15 protein-coding genes and 1 pseudogene are annotated in these 16921 nt (G+C 33.2%); 11 read left to right on the forward strand and 5 right to left on the reverse strand.

Translation table 11 applies throughout. The features are described 5' to 3' along the window. Positions 1-129 precede the first annotated feature (129 nt). The gene (locus FHQ18_RS12825) at positions 130-2514 is read left to right on the forward strand and encodes a flagellin N-terminal helical domain-containing protein (protein WP_149265535.1); all 2385 of its coding nucleotides are present in this window, start codon (positions 130-132) and stop codon (positions 2512-2514) included. Positions 2515-2531: 17 nt separating this feature from the next. Next, on the forward strand, positions 2532-2702 hold the full coding sequence (locus FHQ18_RS12575; RefSeq protein ID WP_188020318.1) for a hypothetical protein: 171 nt from the start codon (positions 2532-2534) through the stop codon (positions 2700-2702). A gap of 26 nt (positions 2703-2728) precedes the next feature. On the opposite strand, the gene FHQ18_RS02185 is transcribed toward FHQ18_RS12575, so the two are convergent. The 3 genes and pseudogenes from FHQ18_RS02185 to FHQ18_RS12830 form a co-directional block, all read right to left on the reverse strand. Beyond that, positions 2729-3385, reverse strand: a complete 657-nt coding sequence (locus FHQ18_RS02185) for a hypothetical protein (RefSeq protein WP_149265536.1) — start codon at positions 3383-3385, stop codon at positions 2729-2731. Positions 3386-3827: 442 nt separating this feature from the next. Further along, a pseudogene (locus FHQ18_RS12755) lies at positions 3828-4811 on the reverse strand (IS256 family transposase). Then, positions 4781-4915, reverse strand: coding sequence for a hypothetical protein (locus FHQ18_RS12830; RefSeq protein WP_281285438.1), 135 nt, complete (start codon positions 4913-4915; stop codon positions 4781-4783). The pseudogene FHQ18_RS12755 and the gene FHQ18_RS12830 overlap by 31 nt, the downstream one beginning before the upstream one ends. A 270-nt stretch (positions 4916-5185) precedes the next feature. On the opposite strand from FHQ18_RS12830, the gene FHQ18_RS02200 reads away from it, so the two are divergent. The 7 genes from FHQ18_RS02200 (at position 5186) to FHQ18_RS02230 (ending at position 12110) form a co-directional block, all read left to right on the forward strand. Next, on the forward strand, positions 5186-5737 hold the full coding sequence (locus tag FHQ18_RS02200; RefSeq protein ID WP_149265539.1) for a Uma2 family endonuclease: 552 nt from the start codon (positions 5186-5188) through the stop codon (positions 5735-5737). Between the two features lie 125 nt (positions 5738-5862). Continuing rightward, positions 5863-6243 (forward strand): hypothetical protein, encoded by a 381-nt coding sequence (locus FHQ18_RS02205; protein ID WP_149265540.1) that lies wholly within the window; start codon positions 5863-5865, stop codon positions 6241-6243. Continuing rightward, positions 6128-6829, forward strand: coding sequence for a nucleotidyl transferase AbiEii/AbiGii toxin family protein (locus tag FHQ18_RS02210; RefSeq protein WP_149265541.1), 702 nt, complete (start codon positions 6128-6130; stop codon positions 6827-6829). Before FHQ18_RS02205 ends, FHQ18_RS02210 begins: the two co-directional genes overlap by 116 nt. Positions 6830-7196: 367 nt before the next feature. Next, positions 7197-9497, forward strand: a complete 2301-nt coding sequence (locus tag FHQ18_RS02215; protein WP_149265542.1) for a flagellin N-terminal helical domain-containing protein — start codon at positions 7197-7199, stop codon at positions 9495-9497. A 60-nt stretch (positions 9498-9557) separates the two neighbouring features. Then, positions 9558-9908, forward strand: coding sequence for a flagellar protein FlaG (locus FHQ18_RS02220; protein WP_149265543.1), 351 nt, complete (start codon positions 9558-9560; stop codon positions 9906-9908). 572 nt (positions 9909-10480) lie between these two features. Then, positions 10481-11452 carry a lysophospholipid acyltransferase family protein gene (locus FHQ18_RS02225; RefSeq protein WP_149265544.1) on the forward strand — a complete coding sequence of 324 codons (972 nt, stop codon included), beginning with the start codon at positions 10481-10483 and terminating at the stop codon, positions 11450-11452. 64 nt (positions 11453-11516) lie between these two features. Next, entirely contained in the window at positions 11517-12110 is a 594-nt protein-coding gene (locus tag FHQ18_RS02230; RefSeq protein WP_149265545.1) for a hypothetical protein, read from the forward strand. A 66-nt stretch (positions 12111-12176) separates the two neighbouring features. Here FHQ18_RS02230 and FHQ18_RS02235 read toward each other — a convergent pair whose 3' ends face one another. Together FHQ18_RS02235 and FHQ18_RS02240 are read right to left on the reverse strand one after the other, a co-directional pair. Next, entirely contained in the window at positions 12177-13262 is a 1086-nt protein-coding gene (locus FHQ18_RS02235) for a TRAP transporter substrate-binding protein (RefSeq protein WP_149265546.1), read from the reverse strand. A 139-nt stretch (positions 13263-13401) separates the two neighbouring features. Beyond that, positions 13402-14487, reverse strand: a complete 1086-nt coding sequence (locus FHQ18_RS02240) for a TRAP transporter substrate-binding protein (protein ID WP_149265547.1) — start codon at positions 14485-14487, stop codon at positions 13402-13404. A 522-nt stretch (positions 14488-15009) separates the two neighbouring features. Between FHQ18_RS02240 and dnaX the strand changes: the two genes are divergently transcribed. Further along, positions 15010-16584 (forward strand): DNA polymerase III subunit gamma/tau, encoded by a 1575-nt coding sequence (gene dnaX, locus FHQ18_RS02245; protein ID WP_149265548.1) that lies wholly within the window; start codon positions 15010-15012, stop codon positions 16582-16584. Positions 16585-16596: 12 nt separating this feature from the next. After that, on the forward strand, positions 16597-16911 hold the full coding sequence (locus FHQ18_RS02250) for a YbaB/EbfC family nucleoid-associated protein (RefSeq protein ID WP_149265549.1): 315 nt from the start codon (positions 16597-16599) through the stop codon (positions 16909-16911). Positions 16912-16921: the final 10 nt, after the last annotated feature.

The raw sequence follows: 16921 nt of genomic DNA on the forward strand, positions 1-16921 counted from the left end.
CTGCACAAGGTTAACATAAAATTTTGTTAAAGTTTTTTTAAAGCATTCCGATTTTTTACCTGACGCAAGGAAGCGTCAAAAAAGTTAAATAGGGGAACATCCTCTATTGAAACAATCAAGGAGGATAGTATGGCACTTACAATTTATCAAAACATCATGTCTTTGAACTCTCAAAGACATCTCACCGGCACTCAATCCGCATTGGGCAAATCTCTCGAAAGATTATCAAGCGGTCTAAGAATCAACCACGCAGCAGATGACGCATCCGGTTTAGCAATTTCAGAAAAACTTCGCTCACAAATTAGCGGTTTAAAGCGTGCAACTATGAATGCTCAGGATGGTATTTCTATGCTTCAGACTGCTGAAGGGGCTCTGGAAGAAGTATCTTCTATGCTGCAGCGTATGAGAGAGCTTGCAGTTCAAGCTTCCAACGGAACTTACACTACAAATGACAGAGTAGAGCTGCAAAAAGAAATTGAACAGCTCAAAGCTGAGATTAACAGAATATCCACCGCAACAGAATTTAATACTAAAAAACTATTAAATGGTGATGGAACTGCTCTCTGGTCAGCCAGCGACAGCAAAATCAATGCAATTGTCCGCGGCAATGTAAAAGAAGGTAACTATGCAATTAAAATTGAAAACCTAAATGCCACAGAGGCAAAAAACCAGGTCTTTCAGACAGACATTATGACATTAGCCCACGATGTCGAAAAAGCAACGATTAACTCTAACCTAACTACCAGTCAAATTGAAAATATTAATAATTTTTCAGATAATTTTATCACAACAGACTCATCTGGTAACCCAGTTACTTACCAGGTAGATATAACAGATGCTGGTAATGTAGCAACTGCTGACCATGACTTCAAAATTGTAGACTACAATATAGCTACTGGTAGTGAATTAGCAGATAATGATGGAGATGGTACGACTACGCCAACATTTGCTGAAGCTATTACAGATGATACTAGTGGCATCCAATTTTCTAGTGGCTCAGGTTATATTGAACTCACAATCAATAACAATTTTGATGGGAACGCAATAACTGGTACAATTAATAATTTTGCTACTGTTAAAGTATATAGCATAGATGGAACATATATTGGTAGTGCCGATTTAGATTTAGTTGGTGATGGAACGAACGTAACATTGGACTTTTCTGTATTAAATTCTCTAGGATTTACAGTAAGTAGTAATGCAACACAAGATTTGACAGGATATAATGTTTCTAAAGGAGATAAAGTACTTCTCAGTGTAAACGATGTTACGGTTAATGAATTTGAGGTTACATTAACAAATCCTAATTCAACAAAATTTACAACTACTAGTCCAACAATTTCGGTTTCATACTCAACTCTAGACAATAGTACTAAAACATTCGCTTTGGCTAATTACGACAGCAATGGAAATTTAAATGTTCAAACTTTTGACATTACTTTCGACACAATAACTCAAGATGAACAAATAACTTTCACTGTTGATCAACTAGGTGGAGCTGGCGATATCGCTACTGTTGATACAAAATTAAAAGATATAGCTAGATTTGTTGATGCTGATGGAAATAATATTTTCGAAAATAAACAGGAACTGACCATCTGGGGCAATGGCAAATCAGCCACAATATATTTAGAAGGTGACGACACTCTTGCCGATTTAGAAGATAAACTCACTGATGCAATCGTAAATAAACTTGGTATGGGCTCTGATGATCCCCAGATCAATGACCATCTGGTAGATTATATTACCCAACCTGATCCAAATAGTAAATTTAGAACAGTAAAAGGCACTTTTGTAATACAGACTGCAATGGTTGGAGAGCAGGGTGAAATCGCATTTAGTGGAGACCAACGATTAATAAATGCTTTATCCCTTGCTGAAGTTCAAAAACCTGTCAGCAGCAGTCTAAAAGTAACAATTACCGACGCTACCACAGGGAATCTAATTGGTATAGATGAAACAGGCAATGATAGAGTGGATGGGATAATAGAAGGAATAGAATTAGTTATTGATTCTCGTACAAGTGTAGAAGCAAAATTATCTTCATCTACAAATGAAATATATTTTGAAGAAAATCCAAACTTAGCAAATGAAACGTTTTATATCCATATAGTTGACAACTCAACAGACCTTCAAATCGGTGCAAACGAAGGACAAACATTATCCGTATCTATACCTCAGCTTGATACCGTAGGTTTAGGAATTGATAAAATTTGGGTTGTTTCTCAAGACCTTGCTAAAAAAGCAATCCCAGACATTGACAACGCCATAGGTCAGGTAGTTACAATTAGAGCCACTATAGGTGCTCAGATTAACAGATTAGAACACACTATATCAAATCTTGAAGTGGCCAGAGAAAATATGACTGCAAGTGAATCTAGGATTAGAGACCTCGATGTGGCTGAAGAGATGGCCACATTTACAAGATATCAGATTTTATCTCAAGCAGGTACAGCGATGCTTGCACAAGCCAATCAAATACCTCAAATGGCTTTACAACTACTTCAAGGATAATTAGGTAGGAGGATTTTATGGCAACAATCAAATTATCTGAAGCAGAGACAAAAAAGAAACAACAACTGAACGAGCTTTATAAGATGTTAAAAGAACTATTTGAATCAAATTTTTATGGAGCTCTTGAAATAAAATTTGAAGCAGGTAAAGTTACAATCGTTAAAAAAACAGAAAGTATAAAAATATAAGGAAGAGAGGATTTCTCCCTCTCTTCCTATTTGTTTTCAAATTCATCCATGCTTTTAGGGTTTGGCAATAAACTTAAAAATCTTGCCAATACAAGTATTGTCATAAATAAACCTATTATAGCCTGCAATGTGAATATAGCTAAAGCAGTACTGGATTCTGCAATGATTTTATCGGAAGTATATGCAAACATCAACAACAGGCTTTCATGAAAAACTTGCCAAAACGAAGGTATTAAGACACCGTTAAACGAAATATGCCCATTTAAACTAAACCACATGTAAGAGATTCCAAACCAACAGGCAATTTCGAGATAGTTATGTAATAGCAGAATTACAATTCTTCGATAACCGTACAAAGCGTATTTTTTACCAGCAAGTAAAGCTCTGAATTCATCAAATAGCAGAACGTTTATTTGATAAATTATTATTTCAAAGGTTCTCATAAATCCGTAAATTGAAAAAAACATCAAAATAGAATCACTTATATAATTTACTGTCGTTGTCAGGACTAAAAAGAAAAATGATGTTATTGTATTACAAAAAACATAAAATTCAACAAACAGATATGATCTCCTTAATGACGGAAAAATTAGTCTTATTGTGTTAAATAGGGAAAAATAGCTTAAAAATTCAAAGACAGCAGCCCAAAAAAATACTATCCAGGATTTAGGAGTACGCTTCATAGTTATTATATTATTTTACAAAACAATTTTAACAAAGTAGTGATCATTTTTCAACCTGGTAAAATCTATAAAAAATTTTCTAAAGTTTTTTAGGAACTGTTCGATTATTAAACCAGAAAATTGAATAAACGGTACTGAGACAATCAGGCCGATGTAATCTGCCATAGGGTGGATTGCATCGGCCTTTTTTCGTTTCAGTGCCAGAAAAATGTAGAAGGAGGTGATGTGGATAGAGTGTGAATGTGAGTGTGAGAGTGAAAGTGAGAAGTGAAGAGATTGCTTCGCTATCGCTCGCAATGACAATCTCTTTATTCATCGCGAGGAGCGAATGCGCCGAAGCAATCTCGAGACTTCATCTAAAAATTGTGTATAGCATAATCATATTCTTCACTAAAGTTAAATTTTAGTAAAAACATCTGTTTTAAATCATATGCTTTTCTTTTTAAAACAGGATAGGTTTTGTTAACCAACTGTCATTCAAATTAATAAGCTGAACAAAAAGATTTATTTCTATCGTTTTCATAAAACCAAAATAACCACCAACATCATATTTCATCCTCTCCAAGCCAGAATTAATCGATTCAACTATGTTGGTAGTATATACATACTTCCTGATATCTTCCGGATATTTCAAAAAATTCAAATAATTCTCTTTATATTTCTTCAAATATTTCGCATAATCAGCTTTATTATCTTCTACAAGAGATAATAACTCATCATAAAGCTTAGAACCTTCATCATAATCATAAGCCATCTTTATCCTTTTCCAGATTGCAATGGCCTTTTTCGATACTTTAGGAGAAAGTTGATTCCTGAGATTCCTTGCAAAAGGAACAAAAAAAAGCTGATGATCCGATAAAGGGAAAAACTTCTTCAACAGCTTATTTAAACCAGAAAAATTATCCGTAACAAATACAAATACCCTGCTCAATCCTCGATTTATCAAATCCTGAAATACTTCTTGCCATAAATTCAAACTCTCATTACACTTATGTACCTAGTAACCAAGAATGTGTTTATATCCATCTAAATCAATACCAACTGCTACAAATATACTAACTTTTACCATCTTCCCTTCTTCTCGTATTTCACAATGATATGCATCTATAAACACAGAAAACCATTCCGATTTCAATAGCCTTGTTTTGAAATAATCAAGCTTTTCGTAAATCAATTCATCCACCATTTCCAATGAATCTTCACTGAATGATAACCCCAATTTGCGTACTGTCCTGGCTATCTTTGACTTTGTAAAACCATTGGAAAGCATTGCAAGAAGTAATTCCTCGTATTCTTTATCAACCCTCTTCCAGCGTGGTGGTAACAACGATAGACGAAAAGTGTTGCCAAATCTTACTCGGGGTACTTTAATATCAAGTTCTCCATACTTTATGTTCAATCTACGATTATAAAATCCATTAGCCAAATCAAAGGGATTTTCTTCAAATACTCTTCTCGTTCTTTACTCATTACGTAGTTTAATAATTCTTTCAACAAGTAAGTTATACCTGGTTTCTTACCCTTTTCCAAATATTCATCGATCTTTGAAAAGAGTTCTTACATATCAATATCTAACTTCTTGTTCTTACTCATATCGCTAACCTCCTATAATTTCATCATGTAATATAATTTAAAAAACACTTCTTAATTAACTCAAGTATTTTTTTCCATACACAATTTTTCGCCCAATCCCTTACAGTATAATTTTAATAGATAAATTTGCTAAAAAATATTATTATAATTAGTAGGAATTCTGTTTCTATAAGTAGTTTAAAATTATAACAATGGTGGGGAGTAAAAATGGGCACAATAAAAATTGAAGATTTACCAAGATATACCTACGAAGATTATAAATACTGGGAAGGCAAATGGGAGTTAATAAATGGAATTGCTTATGCTATGTCGCCATCTCCTAATGCGAAACATCAAAGAGTAAGCAGCAAAATTAATTGGTTGTTGGAAGAACTTTTTAAAGATTACAAAAAGTGTAAAGTTTACCTTCCTATTGATTGGAAAATATCAGATGATACTGTAGTTCAACCAGACAATTTAGTATTATGCTATGACGCTGGTGATAAACCATACATTACAAAAGCACCAAAAATCATATTTGAAGTATTGTCTAAATCTACATTTAGAAAAGACACTGTGATCAAATTTAACATATATGAACAAGAAGGTGTTAAGTATTATGTTATCGTCAATCCCGACGACAAAATTGCTAAAGTATACGAATTAAAAGATGGTAGATATATCAAAATATGCGATGCTACAGATGAGATCATAGAGTTTTACATCGAAGAATGCGATAACAAAATCCAGTTTGATTTCAGTAAAATCTGGGATGATTAAAAATACAAATTTACGTTTTACGCATTTCTCGTTACGGTTTTTTTATGTTTCGAATTTTTGCACTTTTAAATTTTCTGTGAAATATTTCTTGCAATAATTTTTGAAATTATCAATTATTAAAAAATATGGATAAGCAAATAAAGGAAGCTCGTAAAAAGCTAATAAAAAAATTGTTGTGGGATTATAATATATCACCAGAAGATGCTTTAGACGTCCTTTACAAAAAAAAGGTTCAATATTTGCATTTAACATTCGATAAATTGGTGGTAAGAGCATTGGAAAGACTATCCTATTATGATTTGCTATTTTTGTTTGGCAAAGAGGGACTAAAAGAAGTTTTAAGTGAAAATATCTTAAATCAATTAAGAAATAATGATCTGAGAGAAAAGTATGAAAGATTACGAAAAATTTTATCTGGAGAACCTTTATCCTTTTCAAGATGGGATATTGAAAATCGTAAAAAAACTCAAGACACCCTTTTATTTAACAGGTGGAACCGCTCTTAGTCGTTGTTATTTTCGTCATAGATATTCAGATGATTTGGATTTTTTTGTCAATTCAAAAAATTTTTTTAAAAAATATGGTTCATTGCTTATTGAAAACTTTTTAAATAATGAAAAAGAATTCAACTACAAAGTCGATACCGAACGATTTCAGAAATCAGAAAATTACATATGTTTATATTTGATCAAAAATGAGATTCAATTGAAAATTGACATCGTATGTGATGTAAAGTTCAGAATAGACAAACCGTATTATGATAAGAGATTTGGTCTGGTTGATTCATGGAAAAATATTTTAGTAAATAAGATTGGTGCTCTTTATAGATTTGAGCCGAAAGATATAGCTGATATATGGATAATCTCAAAAAATTTTACATTCGACTGGAGATTGATTTTTAAATATGCTACTCAAAAAGACATCGGTATAGATACTCAAACTATCTATGAGATAATATCAACTATTCCCAAAGAATTTTTAATGTCATTGAAGTGGTCTTCTGATGAATATGAGAAAGAAATTTATGATGATTTACAAATAATAGCTTCAGATATCATTAATGGTAATATTAACTCCTTAGCTAAATTTTAAATATTTTCTAAAGTTTTTCTAAAATTGTTCGATATAAAAATTGAAAAATAAAACGGTACTGAGACAATCAGGCCGATGTAATCTGCCATAGGGTGGATTGCATCGGCCTTTTTTCGTTTCAGTGCCAGAAAAATGTAGAAGGAGGTGATGTGGATAGAGTGTGAATGTGAGTGTGAGAGCAAAAGTGAGAAGTGAAGAGATTGCTTCGCTATAGCTCGCTGGTGACAATCTCTTAGTCATCGCGAGGAGCGAATGCGCCGAAGCGATCTCAATTATGAAGCAAATTTTAAACATTGAACTTTGAACGTTGAACATTGAACTAAATTTGGCAGGGAAGCCATAAAAAACAAAACAAGGAGGTAGTGTTATGGCACTAAGAATTTACAACAATATTTCATCACTTAATGCTCAAAGATATTTGGGTATAACAAACAGTCAGATGTCAAAATCTCTTGAAAGACTATCAAGTGGTCTCAGAATCAATCATGCTGCAGATGATGCATCAGGTCTTGCTATTAGTGAAAAATTGCGTGGACAGATTAGTGGTCTTAAACGCGCAAGTATGAACGCTCAGGATGGTATCTCCATGCTTCAAACTGCTGAAGGTGGTTTGCAGGAAATTCAGAGTATCGTTCAAAGAATGAGAGAACTTGCTGTTCAAGCTTCTAACGGAACTTATACTGCAAACGATAGAGCAGAGCTTCAAAAAGAAATGGAACAACTAAAAGGTGAAATTAACAGAATCTCTGCTTCTACTGAGTTTAACACTAAAAAATTGCTTAACGGAGATGCATCCGCCCTATGGTCAGCAAGCAGTAATAAATTAGAAGCAATAATTAAAGGCAAAGTAGATCAAGGAGAATATACTATTTCTGCAACAGCAACAGCGGGCAAAAACTATATTTATAAAACAGACATAATGACCTTGGCCCATGATGTTGAAAAAGTAACAATTACAAACGATGATAATAATCAAATTAAATCTATTAAAAATTTGTCTTCAAATTTTATCACAACAGATAGTAGTGGAAACAATATCCAATATAATATAACGTTAACAGATGGTACTTCAACTGTCAACAACACAACTACATCAACAGTTGATTATTTTACAACAAATTCTACATCATCTAGCATATCAACAGTTACAGGTGAAGTTACCACTGCATTAAACAATGTAGCTGGACCAGCTGGATATTTTGAAATTGAAATTAACAATGATTACGATGGATCGGCAATTAATGGAACAATAAACGGATTTGCTACTCTAAAAGTTTATTCTTTAGACGGAAAACTACAAGGTACTGCTGATTTAAACTTAACTGGTGACGGCACAAACAATACTTTATATTTATCTCCTCTATCTTTATATGGGTATGATTTAACCTCTGCAACAAGTACTACTATCGATTTAACTGGCGATGCACTTTTGAAAGGAGATAAAGCTGTATTTGCCATTAATCAAGTTACAGCGGGAGAGGATGCTATACAAATTACTAATCCAAATGCTATTAATACATCAAATCCAACACTTTCAGTATCATTTGCAAACAGTTCAAATCTATCTCAAACTTTTGCTTTAATAAATTATACTAATGATGGTCAAACTCATATACAAACATTCGATTTAACTTTAGATTCAAACGGAATTACAACAGATGACAATGACATTTATTTCACAGTTGATAAATTAGGTGTGGCTGGTGATATCGCTACTGCTGATACAAAATTAAAAGATATCGCCAGATTTATAAATGCTGATGGTAGAAATATTTTTGATAACACCCAGGAACTCACAATATTTGGTAATGGGAAATCCACTACAATTTACTTAGAAGGTGACGATACTTTATCTGATTTTGAATCAAAACTTGAAGATGCTCTTGTCAACGATTTAGGAATGGGTGACGCCTCTGTTAAAAATGACCTGGTCTATTATGATACCACCACTGGTACTTTTAAAATTCAAAGTGGATTGATTGGAGAAGATAGTAAAATATCTTTCATAGGAGATCAAAAATTAATAGATGGCTTATCACTTACCACTATTCAAAAAGGGGAAAACTCTTCTCTAACAATTACGGTAACAGATTCTAATAACAATACAGTGGGTTCAGATACTGTAAATGATTATACATTAAGAGGAGTGATAAATGGTGTTGAAATTAGCTTTGATAAAAATTTAGGAGTTTCAGTATCTGGAGACAATGCAGGAAATCTCACTTTTACAGCTTCAACAAGTGCTACAACTATAAATTTACATCTTGTGGACAACTCAACATCATTGCAAATCGGTGCAAACGAAGGGCAAGATATTAACGTAAATATAGCACAAATTAACACCAAATCTCTCGATCTTGATAATGTATTAGTAGTAGATCAAGATTCAGCTCAAAAAGCTATCACAAAGCTTGATAAAGCTCTTGAGTTTGTTTCAGATGCAAGAGCAACAATAGGTGCTCAAATAAATAGGCTTGAGCATGCGATAACAAACCTTGACACCGCAAGGGAAAATCTAACTGCATCCGAGTCCAGAATTAGAGACCTTGACATTGCTGAAGAAATGGCAAACTTTACAAGACAGCAAATTCTTCAGCAAGCTGGTACTGCAATGCTGGCACAAGCTAACCAGCTTCCACAACTCGCTTTACAGCTTCTGGGTAGATAATAATGTTGGTACGGGGCTTTTTGCCCCTGCCAACTAAATTAAGAAAGGTGGTGAAATAAAATGTTAGAAGCAGTAAAAAACGCTACAGTTAGCAAAATTGATCATGCACCATCTAATAACGAAGTAAAAACTACCCAGAAAGTTGTGGAGCAAAATGCAAAACAGCAGGAAGCTCAAAAGCGAGTAAATGAGCAAGAGTTTAAAAAGCAAATTCAAGATTTGAACAAAGCTCTTGATATGATGAATGTAAAAAGGGAATTTGTCATTGATAAAGAGCTAAACGAAGTGGTGGTCAAGATAGTTGATCCAGAAGAAAACAAAGTAATAAGGCAAATCCCTTCTGAAGAAGCATTGAAATTAGCAAAAAATATCAAAGAGATGGTAGGACTTCTCTTTGACAAAACCACCTAAAGAAGGCTGCCAGTTGGCAGCCTTTTTAATATAATAATTTTACTTAGTCTGTGCTCTAATTCTAAATTAGAATATTTACATTTAAATCTGGCGTCACCCCATTTTTTTCGGAGAGTATTTTAAATGTTGATTGTATATCAATGTATTATGTCAGTTTGTTTATGGAAAAATATTTTTCTCATTCTCTTTGGAACATCCAGTTTTTGTTATAATGATTGTGGTGTCACCAGCGAGGAGCGAACAAGGTGAGGGACGAAGCAATCTCTTGAGAATGAAGTGCGTTGGCTGAAATGGGCAACGTGAGTATCCGATATTTTCTATGAGATTGCTTCGCTTACGCTCGCAATGACGGGGTGTCGTATGTGTCATTGCGAGGAGCGAACAAGGTGAGCGACGAAGCAATCTCTTGAGAATGAAGTGTATTGGCTGAAATAGGCAACGTGAGTATCCGATGTTTTCTATGAGATTGCTTCGCTAGCGCTCGCAATGACGAATTGACTGTGCAAAAAATGGGGTAACCCCAAAGATTCAAATAACTTGAAATTTCATCGTAAAAAAACTAAAAATATTATATGGATTATGAAAAACTCTTAGATCTTGTAAAACTTGAACCTATACCTAAAGGTCAACTATTTGTTGCCAATTATTTACTTAAACCTCTTTACAAATTCAGAAAACTAAAAATTGTTTTTGAAGGGATTGAAAACTTACCAAATAGACCTGTAATTTTTGTAATGAATCATACTGATAGATATAATTACTGGCCTTTTCAATTTCAACTCTATATGCTTAGAAACAAAATTATGTATTGTTATACCACAACATGGGTAAAATTAAAATATTACGAAAGCAAACTGCTAGCAAGATTTTTCAACTGGACAGGTAACCTACCCATGCCTTCAAAAGGGTATTTAATGGTTAAAGATTTGCAAAAATATTTTGGTGATGATAAATCTATTTTAAATAAATATTTTAGAAAACTTAAAAGTTTTATAAATGGAGAACTTTCAGAAGAAGAACTAAATAGTGACAAAAAATTTCTAAGTTTTATACGCAACTTTGGTGATTACAAAAAATATCTTGAAGAAAGATATAAATCTTTAATGACAAAAGCATATCATCTTTGCCATGATGCAATATACAACAAAAACCTCAATCTTCTTATATTTCCAGAAGGCACAAGATCAAAAAAACTTATAAAAGGAAAAACTGGAGCTGTACAGTTTGCCTTTAGTTTGAATGTCCCCATTGTTCCAGTTGGTTGTAATGGAAGCGATAAAGTCTACACAAGAAACGCCCCTTGGATTGAAAAGAATAAAACAATTATCTACAGAATTGGAAAACCTATTTATTTTAACCAAATTAATGAATTTAAACTTGATACAAATTTTATCCCCTTCACAGAAAAGGCTGAAAAAAACAAAAATATATTCGAAAAAGCAACCGAATACATGATGGAAAAACTTGCTGAACTTCTCGATGATGAATACAAACCGTCTAACAATACCTTAGAAAAATATGATATAAATAAGTTTATCCTTTAAAAATCTTCTTGAAAATTAAATTCATCAAAATAATGTATTAATATATAAACAACGAGGGAAAATCATGAAGAGCTATCAAAATCTTGATGAGCTCTTCTATGATCTAATAGAATCCGCTGAAATCGAAATCAAAAAATCTCTATCAGAATATTCTAAACTTTATATTTTAAACCTTTTAAAAAAACTTGCAAAAACCAATGATCTCTTTACCAACGAATTTGTAAAAGAAATGGCAATTGCAGAAATTTTTATGGAAGCATTTCACAGAAATCTTTTTGAAAAAATTAATATGCTGAAATTGGCTGGTGATCTTTCTCTTATTCTGTCAGGTCTCTATCCAGAATCACTTAACAAAAAATTAGTGGATATTGACTACTATATTAAAATGGGACGAAGTTCATATAAAGAGCTTGCCAACATCTACGCAAACTATTCGTCAAAATTAGATATAATGAACTTATATGTTCAGCTAAAAAGAGAATTTTTAAACCTTGTTGAAATTCTCACTGAAATAGCAGATGAATTAAACTTCATCAACAGAAACAACTTATCTAACATACAATTACGCTGGCATAAATCCGGCATAAGTAAATATAAAAAAATCTTAGATGAAAATAAAATCATCCCTCTATATGATAATTTTACAAATAAAAATTAGTTTTATTTAATATCTTTAATTTGCAAAATAAGAAAGGATAGCCCAGTAAAGGGCTATCCGATAATTTTATAAATTAAGAGTTTTTGCGTATGCAATTTCTGAAATGTTTGCCCAAGCAACTACATTTTTCTTAAATGCCAAAAAGTTTTCATACACTTTTTTGCTCAAAGGATCTTTTTCTACAATCTCTGCTAACACTTCCTCTGAGTATTTTTTAAGTTGTTTTAAAACAGGTTGAGGAAACTGCTTCAGTTTTACACCATGTTCATTTATCAATTTGTTGAGATAAAAATTGTTTTTAGCTTCAAATGTAGAAAGCATCCAGAGGTTTGAACGATAAGCAGCGGTAATTATTATCTCCTGTAAATCTTTTGGAAGGCTTTCAAATGCTTTTTTATTTACGAACATTTCCAATACAGTACCTGGTTCATGCCAGCCTGGATAATAATAATATTTTGCTACTTTGTAAAATCCCATTAAATAATCGTGATATGGGCCAACCCATTCAGTAGCATCAATTACACCTCTTTCCAAATTGGTGTAAATCTCTCCACCAGCTGACAATACTGCAGTACCTCCAGCCTTGGCAAGCACTTTACCACCAAGACCAGGTATTCTCATTTTAAGACCTTTAAAATCACTAATAGAATTTATTTCTTTATTAAACCAACCACCCATCTGAACGCCGGTATTTCCAGCTGGCATTGGCTTTAAATTAAATGGAGCATAAACTTCTTCCCAGAGCTTTTGCCCGTCACCAGCATAAATCCACGCATTCATCTGCTGAGCATTCATGCCAAATGGAACAGCTGCAAAAAACTGAGTAGCTGGAGATTTACCTGCCCAGTAATAAGCCGCACCATGACCCATTTCTACCATACCACCACTTACTGCATCAAAAGTTTGTAAAGGTGGAACTAGTTCACCACCACCATATACCTGAATTTTAAGTCTACCATCGGACATTGTCTCAACCCACTTTGCAAGCATATCGGCTGCTTCACCCATCACAGGGAAATGTGGTGGCCAAGTTGTTACCATTTTCCAAAGATAACGTTTTTTAGCATGTACTGCAGGTGCACCAAATGATAAAGCTGCACCAGCTGCTGCTGTAGTTACTGCTGCCTTCTTCAAAAACTCACGTCTTTTCATTATTACCTCCTAATCTGATAATAAAGGATACTAAATTTTTAGAAATAAAAAATCAACGTTTTTTTAACATGACTATACATGGTTTAGTTATACTTAATCTTCAAAACAAAAAGAGAGGGGCGATCCCCCTCTTCCTGGTTTAGAGATAATTAATTTCCATGTAAGCGAATTCTGAAATTTTATCCCATTCCACAACTTTTTTCTGAAATGCTGAATAGTTTTCATGTACTTTTTTACTCATTGGATCTTTTGCTGTAATCTCAGCAAGTACTTCTTTTGTATACTTTCTAAATGCTTTCAGTACATCTGCAGGAAATTTTTTCAATTTCACATTGTGCTCATTAATAAGCTTTTGCAAATAGTAATTGTTTTTAGCTTCAAACTCTGCAAGCATCCATGCTGCCGAACTTTGAGCTGCATACGCAATTATCTGCTGTAAGTCTTTTGGCAATTTTTCATAAGCTTTTTTATTTACAAACATCTCAATAGCTGTGCCTGGCTCATGCCACCCAGGATAGTAGTAATATTTAGCTACTTTATAAAATCCCATCTTATAATCATGATATGGGCCAACCCACTCAGTTGCATCGATTACTCCTCTTTCAAGGTTTGTATAAATTTCCCCACCCGCAGAAAGCACCGCTGTACCGCCAGCCTTTGCTATAACCTTACCACCAAGTCCAGGTATTCTCATCTTAAGCCCTTTAACATCACTGATAGAGTTTATCTCTTTATTAAACCAACCACCCATCTGAACACCACAAGTACCAACAAGAAATGGTATAAGGTTGAAATTTGCATAAAGCTCTTTCCAAAGCTTATGACCATCACCTGCAAGAATCCAGGATGTCATCTGCTCGCTGTTCATACCAAAAGGAACAGCACCAAAAAATTGTGTTGCAGGTGCTTTACCAGCCCAATAATAAGCACAGGCATGACCCATTTCTACCATACCACCGCTTACTGCATCAAAAGCCTGTAATGGAGGAACAAGCTCTCCCCCACCATAAACCTGTATTTTAAGGCGACCATCAGACATCTTCTCAACCCATTTTGCGATAAATTCAGCACTTTCACCAAAAACTGGAAAATGTGGCGGCCATGTTGTTACCATTTTCCATAAATAACGCTTCTTAGCGTGTACTGCCGGAGCACCAAAAGATAATGCTGCACCAGCTGCCGCTGTAGTTACTGCTGCCTTCTTTAAAAACTCACGTCTTTTCATACTTTACCTCCTGCTAGTTTAAAATGACTTAACGATTTATAAAACCCGGTTATATAATATACCAGCTTTTCAAATTATTCAACATTAAATTATTGTTAACAAATTTTTATTAAATATAAAACTGTGCTAAAATAATTATCGATAATTATACTTATTATATCTTTCAGTTTTGCTTTATACTTTTATTTCTAGCATCACCAAATTTTTATAAATAACCCTAATCATTAGAAAAACTAGCGAAATGGGGAAATACTTAAATCGTGAATCGTAAAGCGTGAACCGTAATGGAGAAAGCGTGTAAGTGTAAGTGTAGGTGTAGGCGTGACACGTAATCAAAAGGTGTAACCTTAACTTTATTCTTAACCTAAGCCTTAACTTTGAACCTTGAACTTTGAACCTTGAACCTTGAACTTTGAACATTGAACCAAACAATCCTCCAGCTAATAAAAAATTGGGGTGATGACAGTTTTATTTTTATTGATTAAATACCAATCTTTGATATATTTGTATGAGGTGGTGAATATGGGTTATGTTGCATTAGCTAGAAAATATAGACCTCAAACATTTGATGAAGTTGTTTTTCAAGATTACATTGTAAATACTCTTAAAAATGCCATTGAATTAAACAGAATCAGCCATGCCTATCTATTTACTGGACCTAGAGGCATTGGTAAAACAAGTACAGCAAGAATTTTTGCTAAAGCTTTAAACTGCCTAAATCCCCAAGGAGTAAACCCTTGCAACAGTTGTGAAAACTGCAAAGAGATTACAGAAGGTGTGTCATTAGATGTTTTCGAAATCGATGGTGCTTCAAACAGAGGAATCGATGAAATAAGACAGCTCAGAGAGTCAGTAAAATTCCTTCCTGCAAAATCAAAATACAAAATCTATATCATAGATGAAGTTCATATGCTCACAGAAGCTGCTTTTAACGCACTACTAAAAACTTTAGAAGAACCACCTGATTTTGTAATATTCATCCTTGCCACTACAGATGCACATAGAATACCTGCTACGATACTTTCAAGATGTCAGAGGTTTAATTTTTCAAAAATACCTTTTGATGAAATGTTTTCTCACACCTCAAATATTCTAAGAAAAGAGGGAATAACATTTGAAGATGACGCTTTAAGCTTAATTATAAGAAACTCTGACGGATGCATGAGAGATTGTTTATCACTAATTGACCAGATTATCGCTTACACCAATGGCGAAATAACATTGGAAAAAACAAAATTTTTATTAGGACTCTCAGAAGATAAAATCATAAATGAACTTTACAAATCAATTTTAACTAATGATAAAAACAGGACAAAATCACTTCTTGATGAAATTAGTTTAAAAGGTATAGATTATAAATATATTTCTGAAAAATTCTTACACTACACAAAACTGCTTTTACTTATGCATACTTTTGAAAATCCAGCAAAAAAAGAACTAACTACCGAGGAAGTTAGTTTCTTCAGCGACTTATTACAAAACACTAGCGAAGAGAAACTTTTTGCAATCTATCAAACTCTACTAAAGGTTTACAACGACTTAAAATATTTTTCGTTCGAACAGGACATTTTTGAAATGGGAATTTTTAAAATATTACATATTGATAGAATAATCCCATCATCAAAACTTACAAAAAATACCCCTACCAAAATTGCAAAAGAAAACATAGATAATCCCTCTAAGCCAACTCTTTCTTTGGATAATATAGAACAAAAATGGAAGAAATTCTTGGATTTTATTGCAGAGAGAAAACCAAGTGTGTCTTCAAATCTTGGGTACGGTTATTTGATTTCTATAGAAAACAACAAAATGATCGTGGGTTTTGCTGAAGAAAAAATGTTTCACTATAAAATTGTAATAAAAGCCGAGAATATTGATTTTTTGAAAAGAGCTGCCAAAAAATATTTCGGCAATGTAGATGATATAATAATAAAACTTGAAAATGGCAGTAAAAAAAAAGGGGTGATTGAGAAAGTAAATGAAATCGAAACTTTTAAAGAAAAAATGTTGAAAAAAGAGTTAAAAGAGAATAAAGCTGTAGAACTTCTTTTAAAAGAGTTTGATGGAAAAATAGTAGACATTGAAATAAAAAAATAATTGGAGGTTTTAATGAATATTCAACAACTTATGAAACAGGCACAAAAAATGCAGAAAAAGATGATGGAAATACAGGAAGAAGTTGCTAAAGAAATAGTAGAAGCCTCAGCTGGTGGTGGAATGGTAATTGCTAGAGTTAATGGAAAACAGGAACTTGTTGAAATAAAAATTGAAAAAGATGTAATTGATCCTGAAGATGTGGAAATGCTTCAAGATTTAATTATAGCCGCAGTAAATGAAGCTATCAAAAAATCTCAAGAGTTAATGCAAGAAAAAATGAGTCAACTTACCGGTGGTTTAGGATTAAATTTTCCTGGAATTTTTTAGCTCTCCCACA

Source organism: Deferribacter autotrophicus, assembly GCF_008362905.1.
Taxonomy (GTDB): Bacteria; Chrysiogenota; Deferribacteres; order Deferribacterales; family Deferribacteraceae; genus Deferribacter; species Deferribacter autotrophicus.